Source organism: Azoarcus sp. DN11 (assembly GCF_003628555.1).
In the GTDB taxonomy this organism is placed as follows: domain Bacteria; phylum Pseudomonadota; class Gammaproteobacteria; order Burkholderiales; family Rhodocyclaceae; genus Aromatoleum.
The window spans coordinates 1,608,397-1,627,906 of the sequence record NZ_CP021731.1; the positions used below are offsets into that span (position 1 = coordinate 1,608,397).

The following is a 19,510-nucleotide window of genomic DNA, read 5'->3' on the forward strand; positions in this document are numbered from 1 at the left end:
TTACCGGACGGATACGCCTATCAACGTGCATCGGGCATGACGCTGTATTTGCGAAGCCTGTACACCAGCGTCGGGCGGCTGATGCCCAGCACTCTGGCGGCGTGCGACAGGTTGCCGTGAGCCTCCGCAACGGCAGCGCGCAACATGGCCACCTCCGTTTCCGCCAGTCGCGGGCCGACGGCGGCGATCGACAGCGATTCCGCTCCCGCCGGTTCACTGACACGTCCGATGCCACCGCTGCGTTTCAACATGAGGGCGGTGGTATCGACTTCCTCGCCGCCGGTGAACAGATGGCATAAATCGAGCGCGCCGCCATCCTCGGCCAGGATGACCGCGCGTTCTATCATGTTCTCCAGTTCTCGCACGTTGCCGGGCCAGTCGTAGGCGAACATCGCATCAACCGCCCGTTCGCGGAAGCCGGTGATATGTTTATCGTGCTTGCGGCCCATGCGCTGGAGGAACCAGTTCATCATTAGCGGGATGTCGTCGCGGCGCTCGCGCAGCGGTGGCACCTCGATCGGGAAGACGTTGAGGCGGAAAAAGAGGTCCTCGCGGAATTGTCCGGCTTTGACGGCTTCGCGCAGGTTCACGTTCGTGGCGGCAACCACCCTGACGTTCACCTGGCGCGTGTGTGTATCGCCCACGCGCTCGATCTCGCCCTGCTGCAGTGCGCGCAGCAGCTTGCCCTGCGCAGTGAAGCTCAGCGTGGCGATCTCGTCGAGAAAGAGCGTGCCGTGATCGGCTCGCTCGAAGCGTCCGGCGCGAGACGTGGTAGCGCCCGTAAATCCACCGCGTTCGACGCCAAACAGTTCCGATTCCATCAGGTGTTCCGGGATGGATGCGCAGTTCACCGCGACGTAGGGGCCGTCTGCGCGCTTGCTCAGGCGATGCAGGTTGTTTGCGAAGACTTCCTTGCCGACGCCGCTCTCACCCAGGAACAGCACGGTGGCGTCGGTGGGCGCCACCTTGTTGACCATGTGGCAGACCGTGTTGAAGCCGGCGGAGATGCCGACCACGCCGAAGCTATTCTCAGGTGCGGTGGATAGCCGAGCGGCGATGCGGCTCGTGGCGGGCAGTGGCGCCTCGGCCTGTGGTGCCCATTTGACGAAATCGCCGATCCGCAGGAAGCGCAGGTCATCCTGGGCGTCTTCCCATTCCTCCACCGGCTTGCCTACCACGCGGCATTTCGCGTGCCCCATCCCGCGACATTCGGTTTCCCGCCACAGGATGGGACGGCCCATGAACGCGCTGGTGTAGCCGCACGCATAACCGACAAGCATCCAACACACCGATTCGTTGCCGATACCGTAGCTGGCGATGTGGGCCTCCGCCTCGGAGCTGTCCACGAGATAGAAGTCGCCGAAGTAGTGGCCACGCTGGACGTCGATATCCAGCGCCACCGGTTCGCAGTGCACCATGCCCTCCAGCGAGACGAGTTGCGGGCCGGCCAGGAAATCGTCATAGGTATTCAGGCTGGCGCGGACCTTGCGCGCCATTGCCGCGTCTCGCGTACCCGCCTGGTAGCCGATGCGGGTGATCAGCCCGCGCGCCGTTTCCTTGTCGAGGCTCTCGATCAGCTCCTGCCGCAAGGCGCCAAGCGAGCTGACATGCATCAGCATCATTCGCTGGTCGTCGAGCCAGATGCGGCCTTGTTGGGGCGCGAAACGCAGGCGCTTGGCGAGATCATTGAACGCCGGCACCCGAATTCCCCTGGAAGTCGCGTGTAGCTCTCGGTGAGTTTGCGCGGGTGAGTCGGGTTCGCGTCCTTCGGGGTGTCTTTTCGCCATGATTTCCTCGATCGCGGCCGGCGCGGTTGCAGGCACGGGAACTCGCCGCCGCGCACCGCGCGAACCGGTACGGCGACTGCCGTCCACCGGCCCACCGTGGGCCATACAGGATCCGATTGAGAGAGCTTATGCCCTGTGGCCAGATGAGAAATTGGTTTTCATCAAATAATAACGAATCTCGAGAGGCTGGCAAGCGAACTTTGTTCGAGGGCACGCCTGGGTAATCGATCATTTGATGGAAAAAACCTCCGGATCGATTCGGTCAAATCATCAAATTGCAGCTGTGCTCCGCGAGATTCTGCCCTTCTGCGTCCTGTAGCAAGGTTTCCCCGTCTTGGTGTGTCTGCGGGTTGGGCGTTTTCCTTCCAGATATCGGGGTTCCTGCCGGCCTGATCCACCTCTGGCACATCTTCTGCTGGGAGCTACCGTCACCGTGCAGTTGCAAGTGCGGGTCCGTCAAACCACGAATGGGACATATCCATGACATTCCCAACGACATTGCGGCGATCGGAAGCCGAGCGCTACCCGGTGCTCATGAGGGATGACGTGTTCGACGTAGCATTGAACGACGAGCAGGGCGAGGACGCCGCGGTCGGCTATGAGGCGATCTTTCGCAACACGCCCGTGGCGATCTGCCACCTGTTCAACCGCAGGATCCGGCGCTGTAACCGGCGATATGAGGAATTGTTCGGGTACGGACCCGGCGAGCTCGACAACCAGTCGGTCGGCGTGCATTACCTGAGCGACGACTCGTTTTCGACGATCGGTCAGAAATTCGGCCACTTCTTCGAGTCTCATCACACCTTCAAGGACGAGCGGCCGTTCGTGCGCAAGGACGGCACGCTGATCTGGTGCATCGTCACCGGCACCTTGCTCGATCCGGCCAACCCCAGGCTCGGCAGCATCTGGGTGGTGCAGGACATCTCCGAGCACAAGCGGATCGAGGACGAATTGAAGGCCGACGTCGAGAAGCTCGAATTCGTCGTGCAGCAGCGGACCGTGGAGCTCAGCCGGCACGTCGCGAGCCTCGAGGCGGAAGTCGCGACGCGCCAGAGCGCCGAGGAGGTCGCGAACGAGAACCGCGAGAAATACCAGAAGCTCTTTCACATGCTGCCGATCGGCATCTCGATCACGGATGCGCACGGCGGCATTCTCGAGGCCAATTGCCAGTTTGCCGAAATGGTCGGCTTGCGGCGGGTTTCGCCCGAGAACTGGCGCAAACTGCCGCTGCGCTTCTTCCTGCACGACGGCACCGAGATCCCGAGGCATCGCCTGCCCTGGCAGATCCGCGATTTCCAGAAGGATTCGATCGACAACATCGAAATCGGGATGCGCGACGAGAAGGGACGCAAGCTGCGCTGGCTGAGCGTGAGCGCGTCGCTGATCGAGCGCAAGGACGAGCAGTTCGTCGTCGCCGCCTTCACCGACATCACCTACCGCAAGCGCATCGAAGAGCTCGAACGGCTGCGCCACGCGGAGCTCACGCGCCTGGGCCGGATCAACTCGATGGCCGAAATGGCGGCGGCGCTGGCGCACCAGATGGGGCAGCCGCTGGTGTCGGCGGTCAATTACCTGAACGGCTGCCGCTTGCGTCTCGAGCGCGTCGACGGCGTCGGGGAGATCTCCGAGTCCATGGGGCTCGCGCTGAAGTATCTCGAGCAGGCGGGCGAGATCCTGCGCCACGTGAAGGAGTTCGTGTGCAAGCACAAGCCCGACAAGGAACCCGAGAACATCAACGAGGTGATCCAGGACGCGCTCGCGTTCCTGAATTTCGAGGTCCGCCGGCATGACGTCAGCGTCGACCTGCGGCTGCTGCAGGATCCCCCGCCGGTGCCGCTCTGCAAGGTCGAGATCCAGCAGGTGCTGTTCAACCTGATGAAGAACGGCATGGAGGCGATGACGGGCCTGCCGCCGGAGGGTCGCAAGCTCGTCATCGGCAGCGAGATCATCGACGGGGGCGGGGCGATGACGGTGTTCGTCCAGGACCACGGCACGGGGCTCGAGAAGCGGTCTGCGAAGCGGGTGTTCGAGCCCTACTTTTCTACCAAGACCGACGGGATGGGGATCGGCCTGACGATCTGCCGCTCGATTGTCGAGTCGCACGGCGGACAACTTTCGTATTCGAGGATCGGCAAGGGCGGGTCGCGCTTTCAATTCACCTTGCCAATGTAGGAGAGGCCCGCGCTGCCAAGAAGACCGAAGAGTCTCGGGCGGCGAAGGTCATGCACAAAAGGAGGAGTCCATGCAGGTCGAAAAGCTTTCGCCGACGGTATTCGTCGTCGATGATGAAGAGTCGGTCCGTCATTCGTTGAAGTGGTTGCTCGGTTCGATCGCCCTCGACGTGAAAATGTACGATTCGCCCCAGGCGTTTCTCGACGGCGATGTTTCGTGTGACTACGGGTGCCTGATCCTCGACGTGCGGATGCAGGCGCTCAGCGGTCTGCAGCTTCAGGAGATGCTGTGCGAGCGCGCCTTCAAACTGCCGATCATCTTTCTCTCGGCATATGGGGATGCGCAGATGGGCGCGCAGGCCATCAAAAGGGGCGCCATCGACTTTCTGCAGAAACCTTACCGCAACCAGGATCTGCTCGATGCCGTCAATGCGGCCCTGACCCAGAGCAAGGAGGCGATGGGCCAGCAAAGCGAGCGGCACAAGTACCGCAGCTGTCTCGAAAGCCTCTCGCTGAGGGAAAAGGAAATCTTTGATCTCGTCGTTGAGGGAAACAGCAGCAAGGAAATCGCCAGAATCCTGGGAATCAGTCCGAAGACCGTGGAGGCGCACCGCGGGCGGCTGATGAGCAAGCTGGGGGTCCGCTCGTCGGGCGAGCTGATTCAGTTGTCGATGCTCACGAACAGCCACTGCCTCGAGTGCAAATGGGCGTCGCGACGCCCCAACTGAGGTTGAGCCCCCGAATCCACGCGAACATCACTCATTGTCGTCCTCGTCGTCGGGTTTGAAATCCAGGCCCGCGACGACAAATGGTAAGGACCGTCCTCGCGCAAGAACAGGGTGTGGCGCTGCCTCGGTCGCATTGGCTGGTGCAGCGCCAAGTCGGCGCGCCGCGTGTCGCTCGTGTAATCCGCGCATCCCCTTCGCACACGATCTGTCCGCTAATGCGTGCGTCATGTCGCGCCGAATTCCGGTCGCGGAAGGGGCAGGTATAACTCCCTACTGATTAGGTGTGCGCACCAATTGTTGGTCAGGTGCGCGAAGCCTACATTCGTGCCGCCGGGTGGGGAGGTTCATATCGCGATCTGCATGATCGCGAGAGCCGCAGCGACCCGTCCTGAACGGAGGAGACATATTCATGAATGGGTCCATGAAGTCATGGTGCGCCGGCTCTTTAGGCGCCTTGCTTTGCGTGATGCTGGGCGGATGCGGCGCATCGGCGAATCCGTCGAACATTGTCGCGGGCGGTTCGAATGGCGCGAAACGATCCGATGCGTTTCAGGCAGCCGCGGACAACGGGAAGACGACGGTCGTGGTCGGCGCAACGGGCGTTGTGCTGACATCGGCCGATCGCGGGAACAGCTGGTCGCGGCAACAGCTCGATCCCCTCAGTTCGTTCGTCGGCGTCTCGGCCTGTGCAGACGGAAGCTTCGCCGCACTCGATTTCTTTCATCGGGTCTGGATCGCGGATGCGGCGGGCGACAACTGGGAAGCCCGTGCGATCGAGGAGCCGGTCAATCCGCTCGCTATCGCGTGTGATGGTGAGAACCGCCTGTGGGTGGTGGGCGGTGGCAGCACGATCGCGTCAAGCCGCGACCGTGGTGCGAGCTGGCGCACGACGGTCGTCGGTGACGACGCCATGCTTGCAAGCGTGCAGTTCGTGAATAAGCACGAAGGATTCATCACTGGCGAGTTCGGCGCGGTCTACCGCACGAGCGACGGTGGAGCGAGTTGGGAGGCGCTGCCGAAGATCGGTGAGGACTTTTATCCCTATGCGGCGATCTTCGCCGATCGCGACCGAGGCTGGGTGTCCGGTCTGGCGGGAGTGGTGATGCAGACCACCGACGGCGGCAAGAGCTGGAGCAAGCGGATCAATGAAGCGGGCGCGCCGATCTATGGGCTGGCGCTCGACCGGGGTACGCCGCTCGGCGTGGGGATCAACGGGCTCGTGTTCCGGGCGAGCGGGGACCAGTGGAAGCTCGCCGACGCCCGCAACGCCACCTATCTGCGGGCTGCATTGCCGTTCGGCGACGGCCGGGTCCTGGTTGCGGGCGGGGCAGGGGGGGTGGAAGTGACGACACTCGACGGCGACCGCACGGTCACCGCGAAGAACTGAGCGAGGTCCCATCATGCGCCATCGCTTTACCCACGCAGTTCATCAACTCGAGAACGTCGCCTTCGAGTTCCCGCGCGCGATCCTCGCGGCGATCCTTCTCGTGACGGTGTTCTTCGCATTCAAGCTGCCCGGCCTTCAGGTCTATTCGGCTTTCGAGGACCTGCTGCCGCAGAACCACCCTTACATCAAACTGCATAACGAGATCCGCGGCAGTTTCGGCGGGGCGAGTCAGATCGTCGTCGCCCTCGAGGTCGACAAGGGCGACATCTTTACCAATGAAACCTTGTCACGGCTGCATCGGCTGACGCAGGGGGTCGACAGTCTGCCGGGCGTGAATCACAACCAGGTCGCGAGCCTCACACACCGCACGGTGCGCAAGATCTGGCTGACGGAAAGCGGAGAGATGATTTCCCGTTTGTACTACGATCCGACGCAGCCGAAACTGAGCGTCGAGGAACTCGATACGCTCAGGAAGGACGTGAAGGCGAATCCGCGGGTCTACGGCCTGCTGGTGTCGCCCGATCTCAAGTCCGCAATGATCAAGGCGCAGCTGAACGAAGCCGACGGCATCGATTACGCCAGGATCTTCTCGGAGTTGCAGGCGGTGCGGGCCAGCGAGGCCGCAGAAGGAGTAAGAATCCACGCGGCCGGAAACCCGGTGCTGATCGGCTGGGTGTACACCTATCTGCCGCAAATCATCCAGATCTTCCTATACACGCTCGGGCTGATGGTGGCCTTGCTGGTGATCTATTTCCGGCGTCTGTACGGCGTGCTCCTGCCTTTGCTCGGAATTACCCTGTCTTCCATCTAGGGGCTCGGCTTCATCTCGCTGATGGGCTGGAATCTCGACCCGTTGAACCTGGTGATTCCATTCCTGATCGCAGCCCGTGCAATGTCGCACAGCATCCAGCTGGTCGAGCGCTATTACTTCGAACTCGCCCAGACGAACGATTCCCGGCACGCCGCGCGCAATGCGTTCGACGATCTGTTCCGGCCCGGCTCGCTGGCGATCGTCGTCGATACGGCCGGCATTCTCGTGCTCGCCCTCGGCGCTGCGCCGATCAATACGAAGATGGGCTACTACGCGGGGTTCTGGGCCTTTTCGGTGGTGTTTACGGTGCTGCTCGTCGTGCCGTTGCTGTTGCTCGTCCTGCCGCAGCCGCGTGTCGCGGCGGTGCGCGAGGGGGGCTACGGCATGTGGTCGTTGCGCTGTTCGGCGTGGTCGGCAGCCGTGGGGGATCGATCGCGGTGCTCGTCGCAGGCGCGGTCCTCGTACTGACCGGCGCCTGGCTGAGCCGCGGGGTGCAGGTGGGCGAGGCCGAGCCGGGAAGTCCGCTGCTTTATCCGCAGCACGACTACAACGTGTCGTCGCGTGCCATCAACGAGCGCTTTCCGGGGTCGGAAGAGCTCTACATCGTGGCGCGGACAGCGGACAAGGGCGGACTGAAGAATCCCGAGGTGTTGCGCGCGATCGAGTCGTTCCAGAACACGATGTTGCAGGATCCGAACGTCGGCGGCACGAAGGCCTTGCCGGGTTTGATCCGCTCGGTGAACGGGCTGATTCACAACACCGACCCGCGCTGGAACCAGATCCCGTCGAACCCGAACGAAATCGGCGGGCTGATGTTCACCTTCATGGCAGCGAGTCCGATTCCGGGTGCCCTGAACGAATATACGAACACGGACGAGAATCTCGCCAACGTCGTGTTCTTCTACAAGGACCACCAGGCGCAGACGATCGAGCGCGCCATTGCGCTGGCGCGGGAAGGCGCCGCCGGGCTGGCGGACAAGGTGCCGGGCCTGAGCATCGAACTCGCCGGGGGCAACGTGGGCGTCAATGCGGCGATCAACGATGCCGTCCGCCACGACAACTTCCTCATCGTCCCGCTCGTGCTCGCGCTGTCATTTGCCTTCGTCTGGGCCTTCTATGGTTCGCTCCATGCGGGCTGGCTGATGGTGCTGCCGATGCTCTTCGCCACGGTAATGACCTATTCGTATATGAGCATCAGGCACATTGGCATGAATGTGAATACCGTCCCGGTGATCGCCGTCGGCATCGGCGTCGGCATCGACTACGCGATCTACATCATGAACCGCATCCGCGAGGAGATGGCGGCACTGCAGGATCTGCGCAAGGCGGTTCTGAAGGCGATCGCGACGACGGGATTCGCAGTCTCCTTTACCGCGATGACGCTGATCGCCGGTGTCGTGATGTGGATCGTGCTATCGGACCTGCGCTTCCAGTCGGATGCGGCGCTGCTGCTCAGCCTGATGCTGGTCTTCAACGTGATGGCCGCCATGCTCCTCGTGCCGGCGTGGGTCATGATCTTCAAGCCGCGCTTCATCACCGCGGTCTATCTCGACGAGGACCAGGTCATCCAGGTCCGTGAAAAAGAACCGGAGCCGCCCTGCACGGCGGCGGCACAGCCGGCGTAACGCGCACAACCCGGCGCAAGACTCCAACGCAAACCGATTCGGGGCTATCAAGGGAGGAAATGCTGTATGAAGGCAGCAGGGGATTTTTCGCGTCCGAAATTGAGCGTTCTGGCGGCCGCCTTGTCGTTGGCGGCAGGCGGACAGGTGCAGGCCGCGGACGAAAATCTTCCGGATCTGGGCGGTGGCGCTTCGCCCTGGGTCGCGGACGTGTATTACGAGAACCATAGCGTGCGTCGCCACGATGCGGGACTCGCCAAGTTCCGCAACACGCTTCAGGTCGAAGCCGACAAGCCGATGGGCGACGGCTGGGCTTTCCGCAGCATTCTGCGGGGAAGCTGGGACGGCGTGTATCGTCTGAATCGGGATGAATACGGTCGTCGGGCCGGCGGACCGATCGAGCTCGAAAACACGGCGGCGCCTCTTTTGCCGCCCGTGCCGACCAGCGCAGGCACGCCCCTCAATCGGCCCCAGGTTCCGCACGGTGGGGGAATCAACAACCCGATCGGCACGGCCATCGGTTTGCCGCCGACGAACGCCTTTGGCTTCAACCTGGCGGCGAATCCGAATGACGGGATGCGGGTCCTGGGTGACCGCTGGCACAGGACGGAAGGCGGGGTGGCCTTCGGGGTGCCCGTTCGCCCTTGCGATACGGACAAGCGCGGTTGTCGTGACTTTGGCGGCTACGGGGATCTGAAGCTGAGCGAACTGGAGGCGCCGGAGTTCAATGATCGGCTCGATTTCCTGCGCGAAATCTATGCGAAGAAGACGTTCCCGTTCGCCGACGGGAGCGAGCTCTTCCTCAAGCTGGGCCGTCAGCAGGTGGTGTGGGGGCGCACGGATCTCTTTCGCGTGCTCGACGTCATCAATCCGGTCGACTATTCGCGCAATAACATCTACGACGAGCTCCAGGACATCCGCATTCCGATGTGGATCGTTCAGGCCGAATACCGCATGGGCGCGAGCGAGTCGATGCAGGACCGCAACGTGCAGGTGGTGTGGAACGTCGACAAGTTCCGCCCGAACAACCTCGGGCAATGCGGCACGCCGAACGTGATGCTCGATGCCGGTTGCTTCTTCCGCGGCATGGCCAACCTGTGGGACAACGGCGGAACGGTCGCGAACTTCGCGGCGGTTCCGCCCGGAACGGCGGGCGCCTGGGCTGCAACCGATTTCGGCCCGCACCAGATCGGCATCCGCAAGGTCCATCTTCCCGAATGGTCGCTGGCGAACACGCAACTGGGGATCAAGTACGAGGGGGTGAGCAAGGACGGCCTCGCGTTCTCGCTCAATGCGCTCACCTACCGCTCGCAACTGCCCAGTCTGCGCGCATTCAACCGTGATGCGGTTAACCCCTTCACCGGCGGCAGCGGCAACACGACGCCGCCGGCGGCGGGCGTGCCGGTCGGCGATCTGATCGCGTTCGATGTCCATTACCCGCGGGTGAACCTCGTCGGCGGATCGCTCGATTTCCAGATCCCCGATGTCGATGCCGCGGTCCGCATGGAGGCGGCGCTGACGCACGGCGAGGAGTTCGCGAACACGGCACGCCCCGAGTTGTTCTCGCGGAACAAGGTGCTGCGCACGGTGGTCGGTGTCGATCGTCCGACCTTCATCCCGTTCATCAGCAAGACGCGCGCGACGCTGATTTCGGCGCAGCTCTTCTGGCAGCACATCTTCGATCATGAACTGCACGGCGGACCACTCGGCAAGGTGGGCATGGTCGACTGGGAAGACAACTTCATCGGCACGTTGCTGATCAAGGGCTTCCTTTCCGGCGACCGGGTCAGCCCGCAGCTGATCATGGCGCGCGACTTCCGTGCGAAGGCGTTCACGATCGCGCCGCAGATCGAATGGAGCGTCACCGACGACTTCAAGGTCACGCTCGGGGCCAACTTCAAGTATGCGAACGGCGACAACCACTACAAGTTCGACGACACCCGTTCCGCCAACCCGTATCCGCCCTTCACGACCTATACCGCGTCGGGTCAGCCCTTTACGCCCGGATCGGCGGGTTTGAGCGGGATCGAGCCCCTGGGCCGGTTCCGGGCGGGACCGATCGGTGCGGCCGTCGCGGAAGACGACATTTATGTGACGGTTCGCTACAAGTTCTGAGCCGTTTAAAAGAGGAGACAGTGGAAATGAGCGGATATCTTGCAAGACAAAGCGTAATTGTGGCACTGGCCTGCACGGCGGGCGTGCTGCATGCGGCGACCGAGGCGGACATCGAGAAGTCCTTCTTTCCGTACAAGCACGGTGTGCCGACGGCCGCGGGGGTGACGCCTGGCACGGTGATCAACAAGGGGAACGTTGCGAATTTCGAGGCCGTGCTCGACCCGGGATTGCGGCGGTACATCCAGGAAGGGGCGGTCGAGATCAGCGTGGGAGCGACGACGTCGTTCGATCTGAACAAGAGCTATGTCGACGCGACCAGGGAGCATGTCGCGAAGGTGAAACTCGGCGCAAAACCAGGTGAGCTTGTCGGCTACGTGGCCGGGCGTCCATTCCCGGAAGAGCCCGATGCAAAAGATCCGCGCGCCGGCGAGAAGCTCGCGTGGAACTTCCGCTATGGCATGAACTGGGGTGACAGCCTGGCGATTTCGCCGTTCTACTGGAAGTACCGCAACATGGACAGCGCCAAGGTGGAGCGCAATATCCTGTTCAACTTCCATTTCATCAAATACACGCATCGACTGAATCAGGCACCGACGCCGGAAATTTCGCCAAACCCGTCGAAGCTGTACCGCGCCACTTATGTGAACGTGCAGGAACCACAGGACGTCAAGAACACACAGCTTCTGATTCAGCGCTACGAGGACGACCTGAAGCAGGACGACGCCTATCTCTATCTCGGCTTCCAGCGCCGCGTGCGTCGACTGTCGACCGGACAGACCACCGATGCCTTCCTCGGATCAGACATCATGATCGAGGACTTCGAGGGTTACAACGGTCGCATTTCGGACATGAACTGGAAGTACAAGGGCACGGTGAACATGCTGATGCCGTTTTACAACCATAGCGACATGAAGCTGTCGGACGAATACAAGGAGCCGGACGACTACAAGTACGTCGGCTTCAGCGGCCAGGGCGGATGCTTCCCGAACATCACGTGGCAATTGCGCAAGGTTCATGTCGTCGAGTCGTCACCGGTCGATCCCAATCATCCGGTCAGCAGGCGGGTGCATTACATGGACGCCCAGACCTCGGCGATGTCGGAGACCCTGGTTTATGACCGCAAGGGGGACTTGTGGAAGATCTTCATGCTCGGGATGTCACATCCCGATTCTCATCTGGCGAAGAACAAGGGCAGCGGCATAGTCCTTTTCGATGCATTCAGCATGATCGACGTGCAGGCGAAGCACTGCACGACAGGACAGTTCAAGGGGCAGGTGGACGCCCACATGGTTCCGGTGAACCTGTTTAACGTCCAGAACATGCGCGGCGGAAGCTGAGCCGAAAAATTTTCTCGGGAACACTCTCCTCCCGCGGAAGTTTTTGCGCGCCTTTTGGCGCGCTTTTTTTTTTGCACCACCGGGATTGGTCAGGTATCGGCGACGGTTCGGCGGGATTGTCGGAACGACCATTTGGCGCGAATTTCCGCCTTCCGCCGGCAGGTGGGGTTGCCCCTTAATCGTTAGGTGTCCGCACCAATTGTTGCACCGCAGCCATGCGCGTCTAATTGAATCCACGTTGAACACGAAATTAATGCTGCGGAGGCGTCATGTCTGATCAAAAGCCGAACAAGAAGCCGGAAAAGAAACCGGATATCACTTTCTTTCATCCGGACCTGCTCGAAGTCCCTGCAGACGGCAAGGCGCCGTACCTGAAGGGTTATCGTTGCAAGGGTTGTGGTCAACTGGATTTTCCCAAGCTCAGCCCGTGCCCGAGCTGCTGGGGTGAGGAGTTCGAGGTCGTGCCGCTCAGTCGGCACGGAAAGCTCTATAGCTTTTCCGACAATTTTATTGGCCAGGCGGGAATGAAGACGCCATATTCATTCGGCTATATCGATCTGCCCGAAAACCTGCGGATCTTCGCGCAGCTGGAAGGTGAGCCCGGCAGCTTCCGCTGCGACGAAGAGGTGGAGCTGACGGTCGGGCCGGTGCGCGACAACCGCGACGGTGTTCCGCTGATCAGCTACAAGTTCCGCAAAGCCTAATCTTCCATCGGGTGAATGAATATGAAATTGCAACGCAAGGTCTATATCGCCGGGGTAGGCGAAACGAAATTCGGGCGACATGAGGTCGATTACGACGTGCTCGGCCGGGCCGCGGCATTCGAGGCATTGAAGGCGTCGAATATCGACCGTCCGACGATGGTGCAGAGCGCCTATGTCGGCAACGGCACCAACGGCATGGTCACCGGGCAGACCGTGCTCAAGGACCTCGGCATGTGCGGGCATCTGCCGATCATCAACGTCGAGAGCGCCTGCTCGGCCGGCGGCATGGCGATCCATCTGGCGGTGCGCGATGTCGCGATGGGGCTCGCCGACGTCGCGCTCGGCATCGGCTGCGAGAACCACACGCTGCACATGGCGCAGGGCACCGCGTTCGCGACTGCGATGTCCGACATCGAGACGGTGCACGGCGCGGTGATGACGGGCAAGTACGCGATGCGCGCGCAGCGCTACATGTACGAGACCGGTGCGACGGCCGAGGACCTGGCGATGATCACGGTGAAGAATCGCCGCCACGCGACCAACAACCCGTACGCGTGGTTCAAGGGCGAGATCTCGGTGGAGGAGGTCGTCAAGTCGCGCGTCGTCGCTTCCCCGCTGACGCTGCAGCAATGCTGCGGCATCGCCGATGGTGCCGGCGCGGTCGTCGTGTGCTCGGAACAGATGGTGAAGAAGCTCGGCATCGCGAAGCCGATCCTCGTGGCCGGCTCGGTCGTGCGCTCGGGGCCGTACCACAATCGGCCGCGCGACATCACCGGCGACGACATCACCGAGGAGACCGCGCACCAGCTCTACGAGGAGTCGGGTATCGGCCCCGAGGACGTGAATATTGTCGAGTTGCACGACGCCTTCACCATCGCCGAGCTGCTGTATTACGAATGCCTCGGGCTGTGTCCGAAGGGTGAAGGGCTGAAGTTCCTGCGCGACGGCAATGCGACGCACGGCGGCAAATGCGTGGTGAGTCCGCGCGGCGGGATGCTCTCGTATGGACATCCGATCGGCGCATCCGGCGCGGCGCAGATCGCCGCAAGCGTCAAGCAGATGCGTAATCAATGTCCGGGCTACCAGGTCGATCCGGTGCCGCGCGTGGCGATGACGCACGTGACGGGCGGCGGGCTGTCGGGCACGGAGCACGCGGCCTGCACGATGCACATGCTGGTGAGCGACTGGTAAGCGAGGGGAAACGAGATGGAAACCAAAGGCAAGGAAAGGGTGGCGTTGATCGTCAATGCCGACGATCCCGTCGGCGAGGCGGTGGCCATGCGCTTGGCGGAGTCCGGCACGCAGATCGCGCTGACCGGCTCGGACGCCGGCAGGCTCGATCGGACCGCATCGCGGCTTGTGGACCAGGGCGTGCCGGTGATTGCAGTCATGACCCGCACAGCCGACCCGGGGGAGATCCGCGAAAGCGTCGCGCGAGTGATGGCGCGTTTCGGACGGATCGACATCCTGGTGCAGAACGAGCGCGCGCTCGCGGCCAAAGCGCTGGAGGAAATTTCGGACGCGGACGTCGGCGCGGCGCTCGAGGTCGGCGTCGCGGGCCCGTTCCACTACCTGCGCGAGGTCGTGCCGGCAATGCGCCAGGGCGGCTTCGGGCGTGTGGTCAACATCAGCGACATCAACTACCTGGGACTCGCCCGGACCGCCAACGTCGCCGCCGCGCGCTCGGGCCTGTTTGGATTGACGCGGGCGTTGGCGCTGGAGTCGGCGCGCGACGGTGTCACGGTGAATACCGTCGTGATGGGCGATGTCGATAGCGGGACCGTCACGGACACCGATCGGGAGACGCTCGTCGCCGGCATTCCGGTGAAGCGGCTCGGTACGCCCGCGGATGTGGCGAACGCGGTCAGCTTTCTGGCGGCCGATAGCTCGAAATACGTCACCGGGCAGACGCTCTTCGTCTGCGGCGGCAAGAGCGCCTATTTTTCGATGTCGATCTGATCAGGGAGGCGGCAATGGGTATTCGGAACAGGGTCGCGCTGATCACCGGATCGGCAAGCGGCATGGGCAAGCAGACGGCGCTGCGCTTCGCGGAGCAGGGCGCGGCGGTCGTCATCAACGACATCGACGCGGAAAAGGTGCGCGCGACGGTCGACGAGTTCAGCCGGATGGGGCATCGCGTGCTCGGCGCGGTCGCCGACATCAGCAACAAGGCGGCGGTGGACGGCATGGTACAGCAGACGGTCGACGCGTTCGGGCGCATCGACATTCTCGTCAATAACGCCGGCATGGAGCGGGCGGGCGCACTGCGCAAGCTCACCGAGGCGGACTGGGACGTCACGATCAACGTCAATCTGAAGGGCACCTTCCTGTGCTCCCAGGCCGTCCATGGGCACATGGTCGAGAACGGCCACGGACGCATCGTCAATATCGCCTCCCGCGCCTGGCTCGGGGGGGCCGGCCAAGCCCCGTATTCGTCCGCGAAGGCGGGAGTCGTCGGGCTGACGCGGTCGCTCGCGATCGAACTCGGGCGCTCCGGAATCACCGTCAACTGCGTGGCGCCGGGCCTGATCCACACACCGATGTGGGACGAACTGCCCGAGAAGAACCAGCAGTTCCTGCTGTCGCGTCAGCCGACCGGCAAGCTCGGCGATCCCGATGACATCGCGAACACCCTGCTGTTCCTCGCCGACGACGAAACCGGCTTCGTTACGGGACAGGTGCTGTACGTGTGCGGCGGGCGGAGCCTGTTCGCTGGTTGAGTGAGGGACCCGGGCGGCTGGAGGAATGTGAGATGGCACAGAACTTTTCCCGATTCAGGGTGCTGGACATGACGGGCGAACTCGGGCCCTACGCGGCCAAGATGTTCGCCGGCCTCGGTGCCGACGTGATCCACGTCGAGCCGCCCGCAGGCGACCCGCTGCGACGCGTCGGCCCGTTTTTCCACGGCGACCCGGGCGTGCAGGCGAGCCTGCCGTACCTGTATTACAACGCGGGCAAGCGCGGCCTCGCGCTCGATCTCGAGCACGAGGCGGGACGCGAGGTGTTCCGCAGGCTGTGCCGTGGCGCCGATCTGCTCATCGAGAGCTGCCGCCCGGGTTGGCTGGACGGGAGCGGGCTGTCGTGGGAAGCTCTGAGCAAGGACAACGCCCGCCTCGTGCAGACCTCCATCACGCCTTTCGGGCGCACCGGTCCGCTCGCGGCCTATCCCGGCTCGGACCTGACCTGTTCGGCGCTGAGCGGTTTCCTCTATCTCGCCGGCGTCAACGGTGACAAGCCCGTCCGGGCACCCGACAACCAGGCCTACCGGATGGCCGAGGCGTATGCGGCCGTCGGCAGCGCGATCGCGCTCTTCAGCGCGCAGCGCACCGGCCGGGGCCAGATCGTCGATGTCGCCTGCATCGAGGCCGAGGCCATGGCGCTCGAGAACGCCGCGCAGTTCTGGGACCTAGAGGGCAAGATCCGGCGCGGGCGCGGACGCGAGGCCGGCAGCGCGACGCTGCATCCGTGCGCCGACGGCTACATCGCGCTGGTCGCCATCATGGGGCGGAACAAGGAGATGTGGACGCCCTTCGTGCGCTGGATGGAAGCCGAGGGCGTGGAGGAATGGCAGGTGTTCGACGACGATCGGTGGATCGACTACGCGTATCGCACTTCGGAGGCGGGCTACGCGACCTTCTGCCGCGTCTTCGAGCGCTATACCCTCACCCGCAGCAAGGCTTACCTGTACGAGACCGGACAGCGCTTCAACGTCGCGGTCACTCCCGTCAGCGACGGACAGGACCTGCTCGCCAACCCGCAGCTGATGCACAGGAATTTCTGGCAGACGCAGTTCAACGACACGCTGGGGGCGGACATCAGCTATCCCGGTGCGCCGTACGAATTCGGCGAACTGGCGTGGCAGCTCGGGCGCAACGCACCGCGGATCGGCGAGCACACGCGGGAAATACTCATCGAATGCGGCTATTCGGCATTCGAGATCGACAAACTCGTGCGGGTGGGAGCGGTATATGCCGAACAGCATTGAGCGGGCCCTGGAGGGCATCGTCGTGTGCGATTTCTCGTGGGTCGGTGCAGGGCCGATTGCCACGAGCGTGCTGGCGCAGTGCGGCGCCGACGTCATCAAGATCGAGAGCGTGAAGCGGCCGGACACGCTGCGTCGCGGCGAGCCGTTCAAGGATGGCATCGGCACCGGCCTCGATCGCAGCGGCTACTTCGCGGCGCGCAACGCCAACAAGCGCGACATCGCACTCGACATGAACAACCCGCGGGCGCGGGACGTCGCCGTCCGGCTGATCGCCCAGAGCGACATCGTCATCAACAATTTCCGCGTCGGGCAGATGGAGAAGTGGAAGCTGGGTTGGGACGAGGTGCGGGAGATCAACCCGCGGGCGATCTACGTGACGATGAGCCTGCAGGGCACCGAGGGGCCGCACAGTCGATTCATGGGCTATGGCGTGAACCTCAACGCGTTGTGCGGCCTGACGGCGCGCGCAGGCTTCCCAGGCAAACCGCCGTTCGGCACCGGGACGAATTACACGGACCACGTCATGGTGCCGACGCACACCCTGTTCGGGATCATGGCGGCGCTGCTCGAGCGCGAGGTGACCGGCCGCGGCCAGACCGTCAGCATCTCGCAGCTGGATTCGGCGATCTGCATGACCCCGAGCGCGCCGATGGCCTTCGCGGCCAACGGCGAGACGCTCGGCCCGCTCGGCTACGGCGATCCACAAGCCGCGCCGCACGGCGTCTATACGACCCTCGGCTACCGCAAATGGATCGCGATTGCGGTCTTTGACGACGCGCAGTGGGCGGCGATGCGGCGCGTGATGGGCAATCCCCCCTGGGCCGAGGACGACCGCTTCGCGACCGCCGAAATGCGCCGCTGCCATGTGGCCGAACTCGACGAGCGCATCGAGTGCTGGACCACCACGCAGCATGGCGACCACGTGATGGAAGCGCTGCTGAAGGCGGGCGTGCCGGCGGGCGAGGTGCGCGATGCGCGCGAGGCGATCGAGGACGAGCAGCTGCGCAGCCGCGGCTTCTGGGCTTACCTCGACCACCCCGAGGTCGGCGTCACCCTCTACAACCGCGCGCCGATCGTGTTCTCGCGCACGCCGCTGGAAATGAAGACCGCCGCGCCATCGATCGGGCAGCACACGCGCGAGGTGCTGGGTGGGAAGCTGGGCTATTCGCAGGACGAAATCGAAGATCTGGTCAGTCAGGAAGTGTTGGTGTGAGCACTGTCGGCCAGTGATGTGAGCGGCCGATGACGCGAAACGCGCCGTGGCCGCAATTCCAGCCAGGAGGAGGACGAATCATGTATGAGCAACAAGCGCGGCAAGCCGGGACTGCCAGATACGTGCCCGCCGGATCTTCGGTGTACGAGTGCCCCCAGTGCGGAATGTCCGTAGCCGTAGGCGAATACCACCCCTATGCCGCTTGCCTGATGGTGGCCGGCTGCCACGACGGGGCGACGATCCGCGAGGCGCTGATGGCCGTGTTCGAGGACGGGGTGCGGGTAGCCGCGGAGAAATGCCGTAGCCATGGTGGCGCAACGATCGCGGACAAGATCGAGTCGTTGATGCGCTCGGACGCCGACTGAAGGCGGGTATCGGCGGCCGGGATCCGATAAATACAGGACGAGAGACGAGACATGGATTTTTCCCTATCCGAAGAACAGACGATGCTCAAGGACGTGGCCAGGCGCTTCACCACCAACGAGCTGATGCCCCTTGAGAAGGTCCTGCTGGAGCGGGAGATGCGGATGTGGACCGACGGGTACACGCTGCTGCCGAAGGCCGACCACGAGCGTCTGATGAACATCACCCGGGACATGGGCTTCTGGGGCATCGAGGTCGACGAGAAGTTCGGCGGTCAGGGGCTCGGCATGTTCGCCAAGACCCTGGTTGTCGAGGAAATGTCGAAGTCGCTCGTCGGTTTCTCGCATCACGGCTTCACCCTGCCGCCCGATGCCCCGAACCTCTACTACCTGAACGAATGCGGCACCGCCGCGCAGCGCGAGAAGCTTCTCGGCCCCTACTGCCGGGGCGAGATCGACTCCGCGATGATGGCTACCGAACCGGGCGCGGGCTCCGACATCAGCGGCCTCACGACGACCGCCGTGCGCCAGGACGGCCAATGGGTGATCAACGGGTCGAAGATCTTCATCAGCAAATGCGACAAGGACAACCTGTTCTTCATCTGCATCGCCGTGACGGACAAGGAGGCGCCGACCAAGCGGCGCTTCACCGCCTTCATCCTCGACAAGGACACGCCGGGACTGCGCATTGGCGCCGAAATCCCGGTCATCGGCGCGATGCCGTCCTGGACCGTCTATCTCGACAACGTGCGCGTCGGTGACGAAGCGGTGCTGGGCGAGGTCGGTGATGCCTTCATCCCGCTGCAGAACCGCTTCGGCGTGCGCCGCATCGAGCTTGCCGCGCATTGCACGGGCATGGCGGAGCGGCTGATCCAGATGATGATCGATCAGGCGAACCTGCGGAAAACCTTCGGCGAACCGCTCGCGGAGCGGCAGACGGTGCAGAACTGGATTGCCGATTCGACGATCGAGCTCGAACAGGTCCGTCTGCAGCTCTACTACACCGCATGGAAATCGGATCAGGGGCACAAGGACCTGCGCATCGAGGCATCCTCGCTGAAGATCGCCGCGACCGAAATGCTCACGCGCATCGCCGACCGCGCGATCCAGCTGCACGGCGGACTCGGCCTGTCGCGCGAACTGGGCATCGAATACGTGGCGCGCATGGTGCGCATCTGGCGGATCGTCGAGGGCGCATCGGAAATCCATCGCATGTCGATCGCGAAGAAGCTGCTGACCGACGGCACGACCTACAGCCCCTTTGTCGCGGCCTGATTCGCGCGGCAAC

At 63.2% G+C, this 19,510-nt stretch carries 17 protein-coding genes; 16 read left to right on the forward strand and 1 reads right to left on the reverse strand.

Annotation, left to right across the window (positions count from 1 at the left end):
* Window positions 1-20: 20 nt before the first annotated feature.
* On the reverse strand, window positions 21-1,823 hold the full coding sequence (locus tag CDA09_RS07390) for a sigma-54-dependent Fis family transcriptional regulator (protein ID WP_286164403.1): 1,803 nt from the start codon (window positions 1,821-1,823) through the stop codon (window positions 21-23).
* A gap of 444 nt (window positions 1,824-2,267) precedes the next feature.
* Between CDA09_RS07390 and CDA09_RS07395 the strand changes: the two genes are divergently transcribed.
* The 16 genes from CDA09_RS07395 (at window position 2,268) to CDA09_RS07460 (ending at window position 19,497) form a co-directional block, all read left to right on the forward strand.
* On the forward strand, window positions 2,268-3,959 hold the full coding sequence (locus tag CDA09_RS07395; RefSeq protein ID WP_121428031.1) for a PAS domain-containing sensor histidine kinase: 1,692 nt from the start codon (window positions 2,268-2,270) through the stop codon (window positions 3,957-3,959).
* Between the two features lie 70 nt (window positions 3,960-4,029).
* A complete protein-coding gene (locus CDA09_RS07400; RefSeq protein WP_121428032.1) occupies window positions 4,030-4,686 on the forward strand; it encodes a response regulator transcription factor in 657 nt (218 codons plus the stop codon).
* A gap of 409 nt (window positions 4,687-5,095) precedes the next feature.
* The gene (locus CDA09_RS07405; RefSeq protein WP_121428033.1) at window positions 5,096-6,073 is read left to right on the forward strand and encodes a WD40/YVTN/BNR-like repeat-containing protein; all 978 of its coding nucleotides are present in this window, start codon (window positions 5,096-5,098) and stop codon (window positions 6,071-6,073) included.
* A gap of 13 nt (window positions 6,074-6,086) precedes the next feature.
* Entirely contained in the window at window positions 6,087-6,884 is a 798-nt protein-coding gene (locus tag CDA09_RS23590) for an RND transporter family protein (RefSeq protein WP_286164404.1), read from the forward strand.
* A 21-nt stretch (window positions 6,885-6,905) separates the two neighbouring features.
* A complete protein-coding gene (locus tag CDA09_RS23595; protein WP_286164405.1) occupies window positions 6,906-7,352 on the forward strand; it encodes a hypothetical protein in 447 nt (148 codons plus the stop codon).
* A complete protein-coding gene (locus CDA09_RS23600) occupies window positions 7,322-8,509 on the forward strand; it encodes an efflux RND transporter permease subunit (RefSeq protein WP_286164406.1) in 1,188 nt (395 codons plus the stop codon). Before CDA09_RS23595 ends, CDA09_RS23600 begins: the two co-directional genes overlap by 31 nt.
* 66 nt (window positions 8,510-8,575) lie before the next feature.
* A complete protein-coding gene (locus tag CDA09_RS07415) occupies window positions 8,576-10,621 on the forward strand; it encodes a DUF1302 family protein (protein WP_121428034.1) in 2,046 nt (681 codons plus the stop codon).
* A gap of 26 nt (window positions 10,622-10,647) precedes the next feature.
* A complete protein-coding gene (locus CDA09_RS07420; protein WP_286164485.1) occupies window positions 10,648-11,958 on the forward strand; it encodes a DUF1329 domain-containing protein in 1,311 nt (436 codons plus the stop codon).
* Between the two features lie 269 nt (window positions 11,959-12,227).
* Window positions 12,228-12,662 carry a benzoylsuccinyl-CoA thiolase subunit BbsA gene (bbsA, locus tag CDA09_RS07425; protein WP_121428036.1) on the forward strand — a complete coding sequence of 145 codons (435 nt, stop codon included), beginning with the start codon at window positions 12,228-12,230 and terminating at the stop codon, window positions 12,660-12,662.
* Between the two features lie 21 nt (window positions 12,663-12,683).
* The gene (gene bbsB / locus CDA09_RS07430; RefSeq protein WP_121428037.1) at window positions 12,684-13,853 is read left to right on the forward strand and encodes a benzoylsuccinyl-CoA thiolase subunit BbsB; all 1,170 of its coding nucleotides are present in this window, start codon (window positions 12,684-12,686) and stop codon (window positions 13,851-13,853) included.
* 39 nt (window positions 13,854-13,892) lie between these two features.
* Entirely contained in the window at window positions 13,893-14,621 is a 729-nt protein-coding gene (locus CDA09_RS07435; protein ID WP_286164407.1) for an SDR family NAD(P)-dependent oxidoreductase, read from the forward strand.
* Window positions 14,622-14,635: 14 nt separating this feature from the next.
* Window positions 14,636-15,382, forward strand: a complete 747-nt coding sequence (locus CDA09_RS07440) for an SDR family NAD(P)-dependent oxidoreductase (protein ID WP_121428039.1) — start codon at window positions 14,636-14,638, stop codon at window positions 15,380-15,382.
* Between the two features lie 32 nt (window positions 15,383-15,414).
* Complete coding sequence (locus CDA09_RS07445; protein WP_121428040.1) at window positions 15,415-16,647, forward strand: CaiB/BaiF CoA transferase family protein; 1,233 nt, start codon at window positions 15,415-15,417, stop codon at window positions 16,645-16,647.
* Complete coding sequence (locus CDA09_RS07450; protein WP_121428041.1) at window positions 16,631-17,860, forward strand: CaiB/BaiF CoA transferase family protein; 1,230 nt, start codon at window positions 16,631-16,633, stop codon at window positions 17,858-17,860. The genes CDA09_RS07445 and CDA09_RS07450 overlap by 17 nt, the downstream gene beginning before the upstream one ends.
* Window positions 17,861-18,024: 164 nt before the next feature.
* Entirely contained in the window at window positions 18,025-18,225 is a 201-nt protein-coding gene (locus tag CDA09_RS07455; protein WP_121430775.1) for a hypothetical protein, read from the forward strand.
* A gap of 51 nt (window positions 18,226-18,276) precedes the next feature.
* A complete protein-coding gene (locus CDA09_RS07460) occupies window positions 18,277-19,497 on the forward strand; it encodes an acyl-CoA dehydrogenase family protein (RefSeq protein WP_121428042.1) in 1,221 nt (406 codons plus the stop codon).
* The last annotated feature ends 13 nt before the right edge of the window (window positions 19,498-19,510 follow it).

What these genes read in the sequence shown, in the direction of transcription:
- bbsA (WP_121428036.1), top strand. Translation starts at nt 12,228, where the DNA reads ATGTCTGATCAAAAGCCGAACAAGAAGCCGGAAAAGAAACCGGATATC.
- CDA09_RS07440 (WP_121428039.1), top strand. Translation starts at nt 14,636, where the DNA reads ATGGGTATTCGGAACAGGGTCGCGCTGATCACCGGATCGGCAAGCGGC.
- bbsB (WP_121428037.1), top strand. Translation starts at nt 12,684, where the DNA reads ATGAAATTGCAACGCAAGGTCTATATCGCCGGGGTAGGCGAAACGAAA.
- CDA09_RS23595 (WP_286164405.1), top strand. Translation starts at nt 6,906, where the DNA reads ATGGGCTGGAATCTCGACCCGTTGAACCTGGTGATTCCATTCCTGATC.
- CDA09_RS07445 (WP_121428040.1), top strand. Translation starts at nt 15,415, where the DNA reads ATGGCACAGAACTTTTCCCGATTCAGGGTGCTGGACATGACGGGCGAA.
- CDA09_RS07450 (WP_121428041.1), top strand. Translation starts at nt 16,631, where the DNA reads ATGCCGAACAGCATTGAGCGGGCCCTGGAGGGCATCGTCGTGTGCGAT.
- CDA09_RS23590 (WP_286164404.1), top strand. Translation starts at nt 6,087, where the DNA reads ATGCGCCATCGCTTTACCCACGCAGTTCATCAACTCGAGAACGTCGCC.
- CDA09_RS07400 (WP_121428032.1), top strand. Translation starts at nt 4,030, where the DNA reads ATGCAGGTCGAAAAGCTTTCGCCGACGGTATTCGTCGTCGATGATGAA.
- CDA09_RS07420 (WP_286164485.1), top strand. Translation starts at nt 10,648, where the DNA reads ATGAGCGGATATCTTGCAAGACAAAGCGTAATTGTGGCACTGGCCTGC.
- CDA09_RS07405 (WP_121428033.1), top strand. Translation starts at nt 5,096, where the DNA reads ATGAATGGGTCCATGAAGTCATGGTGCGCCGGCTCTTTAGGCGCCTTG.
- CDA09_RS07415 (WP_121428034.1), top strand. Translation starts at nt 8,576, where the DNA reads ATGAAGGCAGCAGGGGATTTTTCGCGTCCGAAATTGAGCGTTCTGGCG.
- CDA09_RS07460 (WP_121428042.1), top strand. Translation starts at nt 18,277, where the DNA reads ATGGATTTTTCCCTATCCGAAGAACAGACGATGCTCAAGGACGTGGCC.
- CDA09_RS07395 (WP_121428031.1), top strand. Translation starts at nt 2,268, where the DNA reads ATGACATTCCCAACGACATTGCGGCGATCGGAAGCCGAGCGCTACCCG.
- CDA09_RS07455 (WP_121430775.1), top strand. Translation starts at nt 18,025, where the DNA reads ATGTCCGTAGCCGTAGGCGAATACCACCCCTATGCCGCTTGCCTGATG.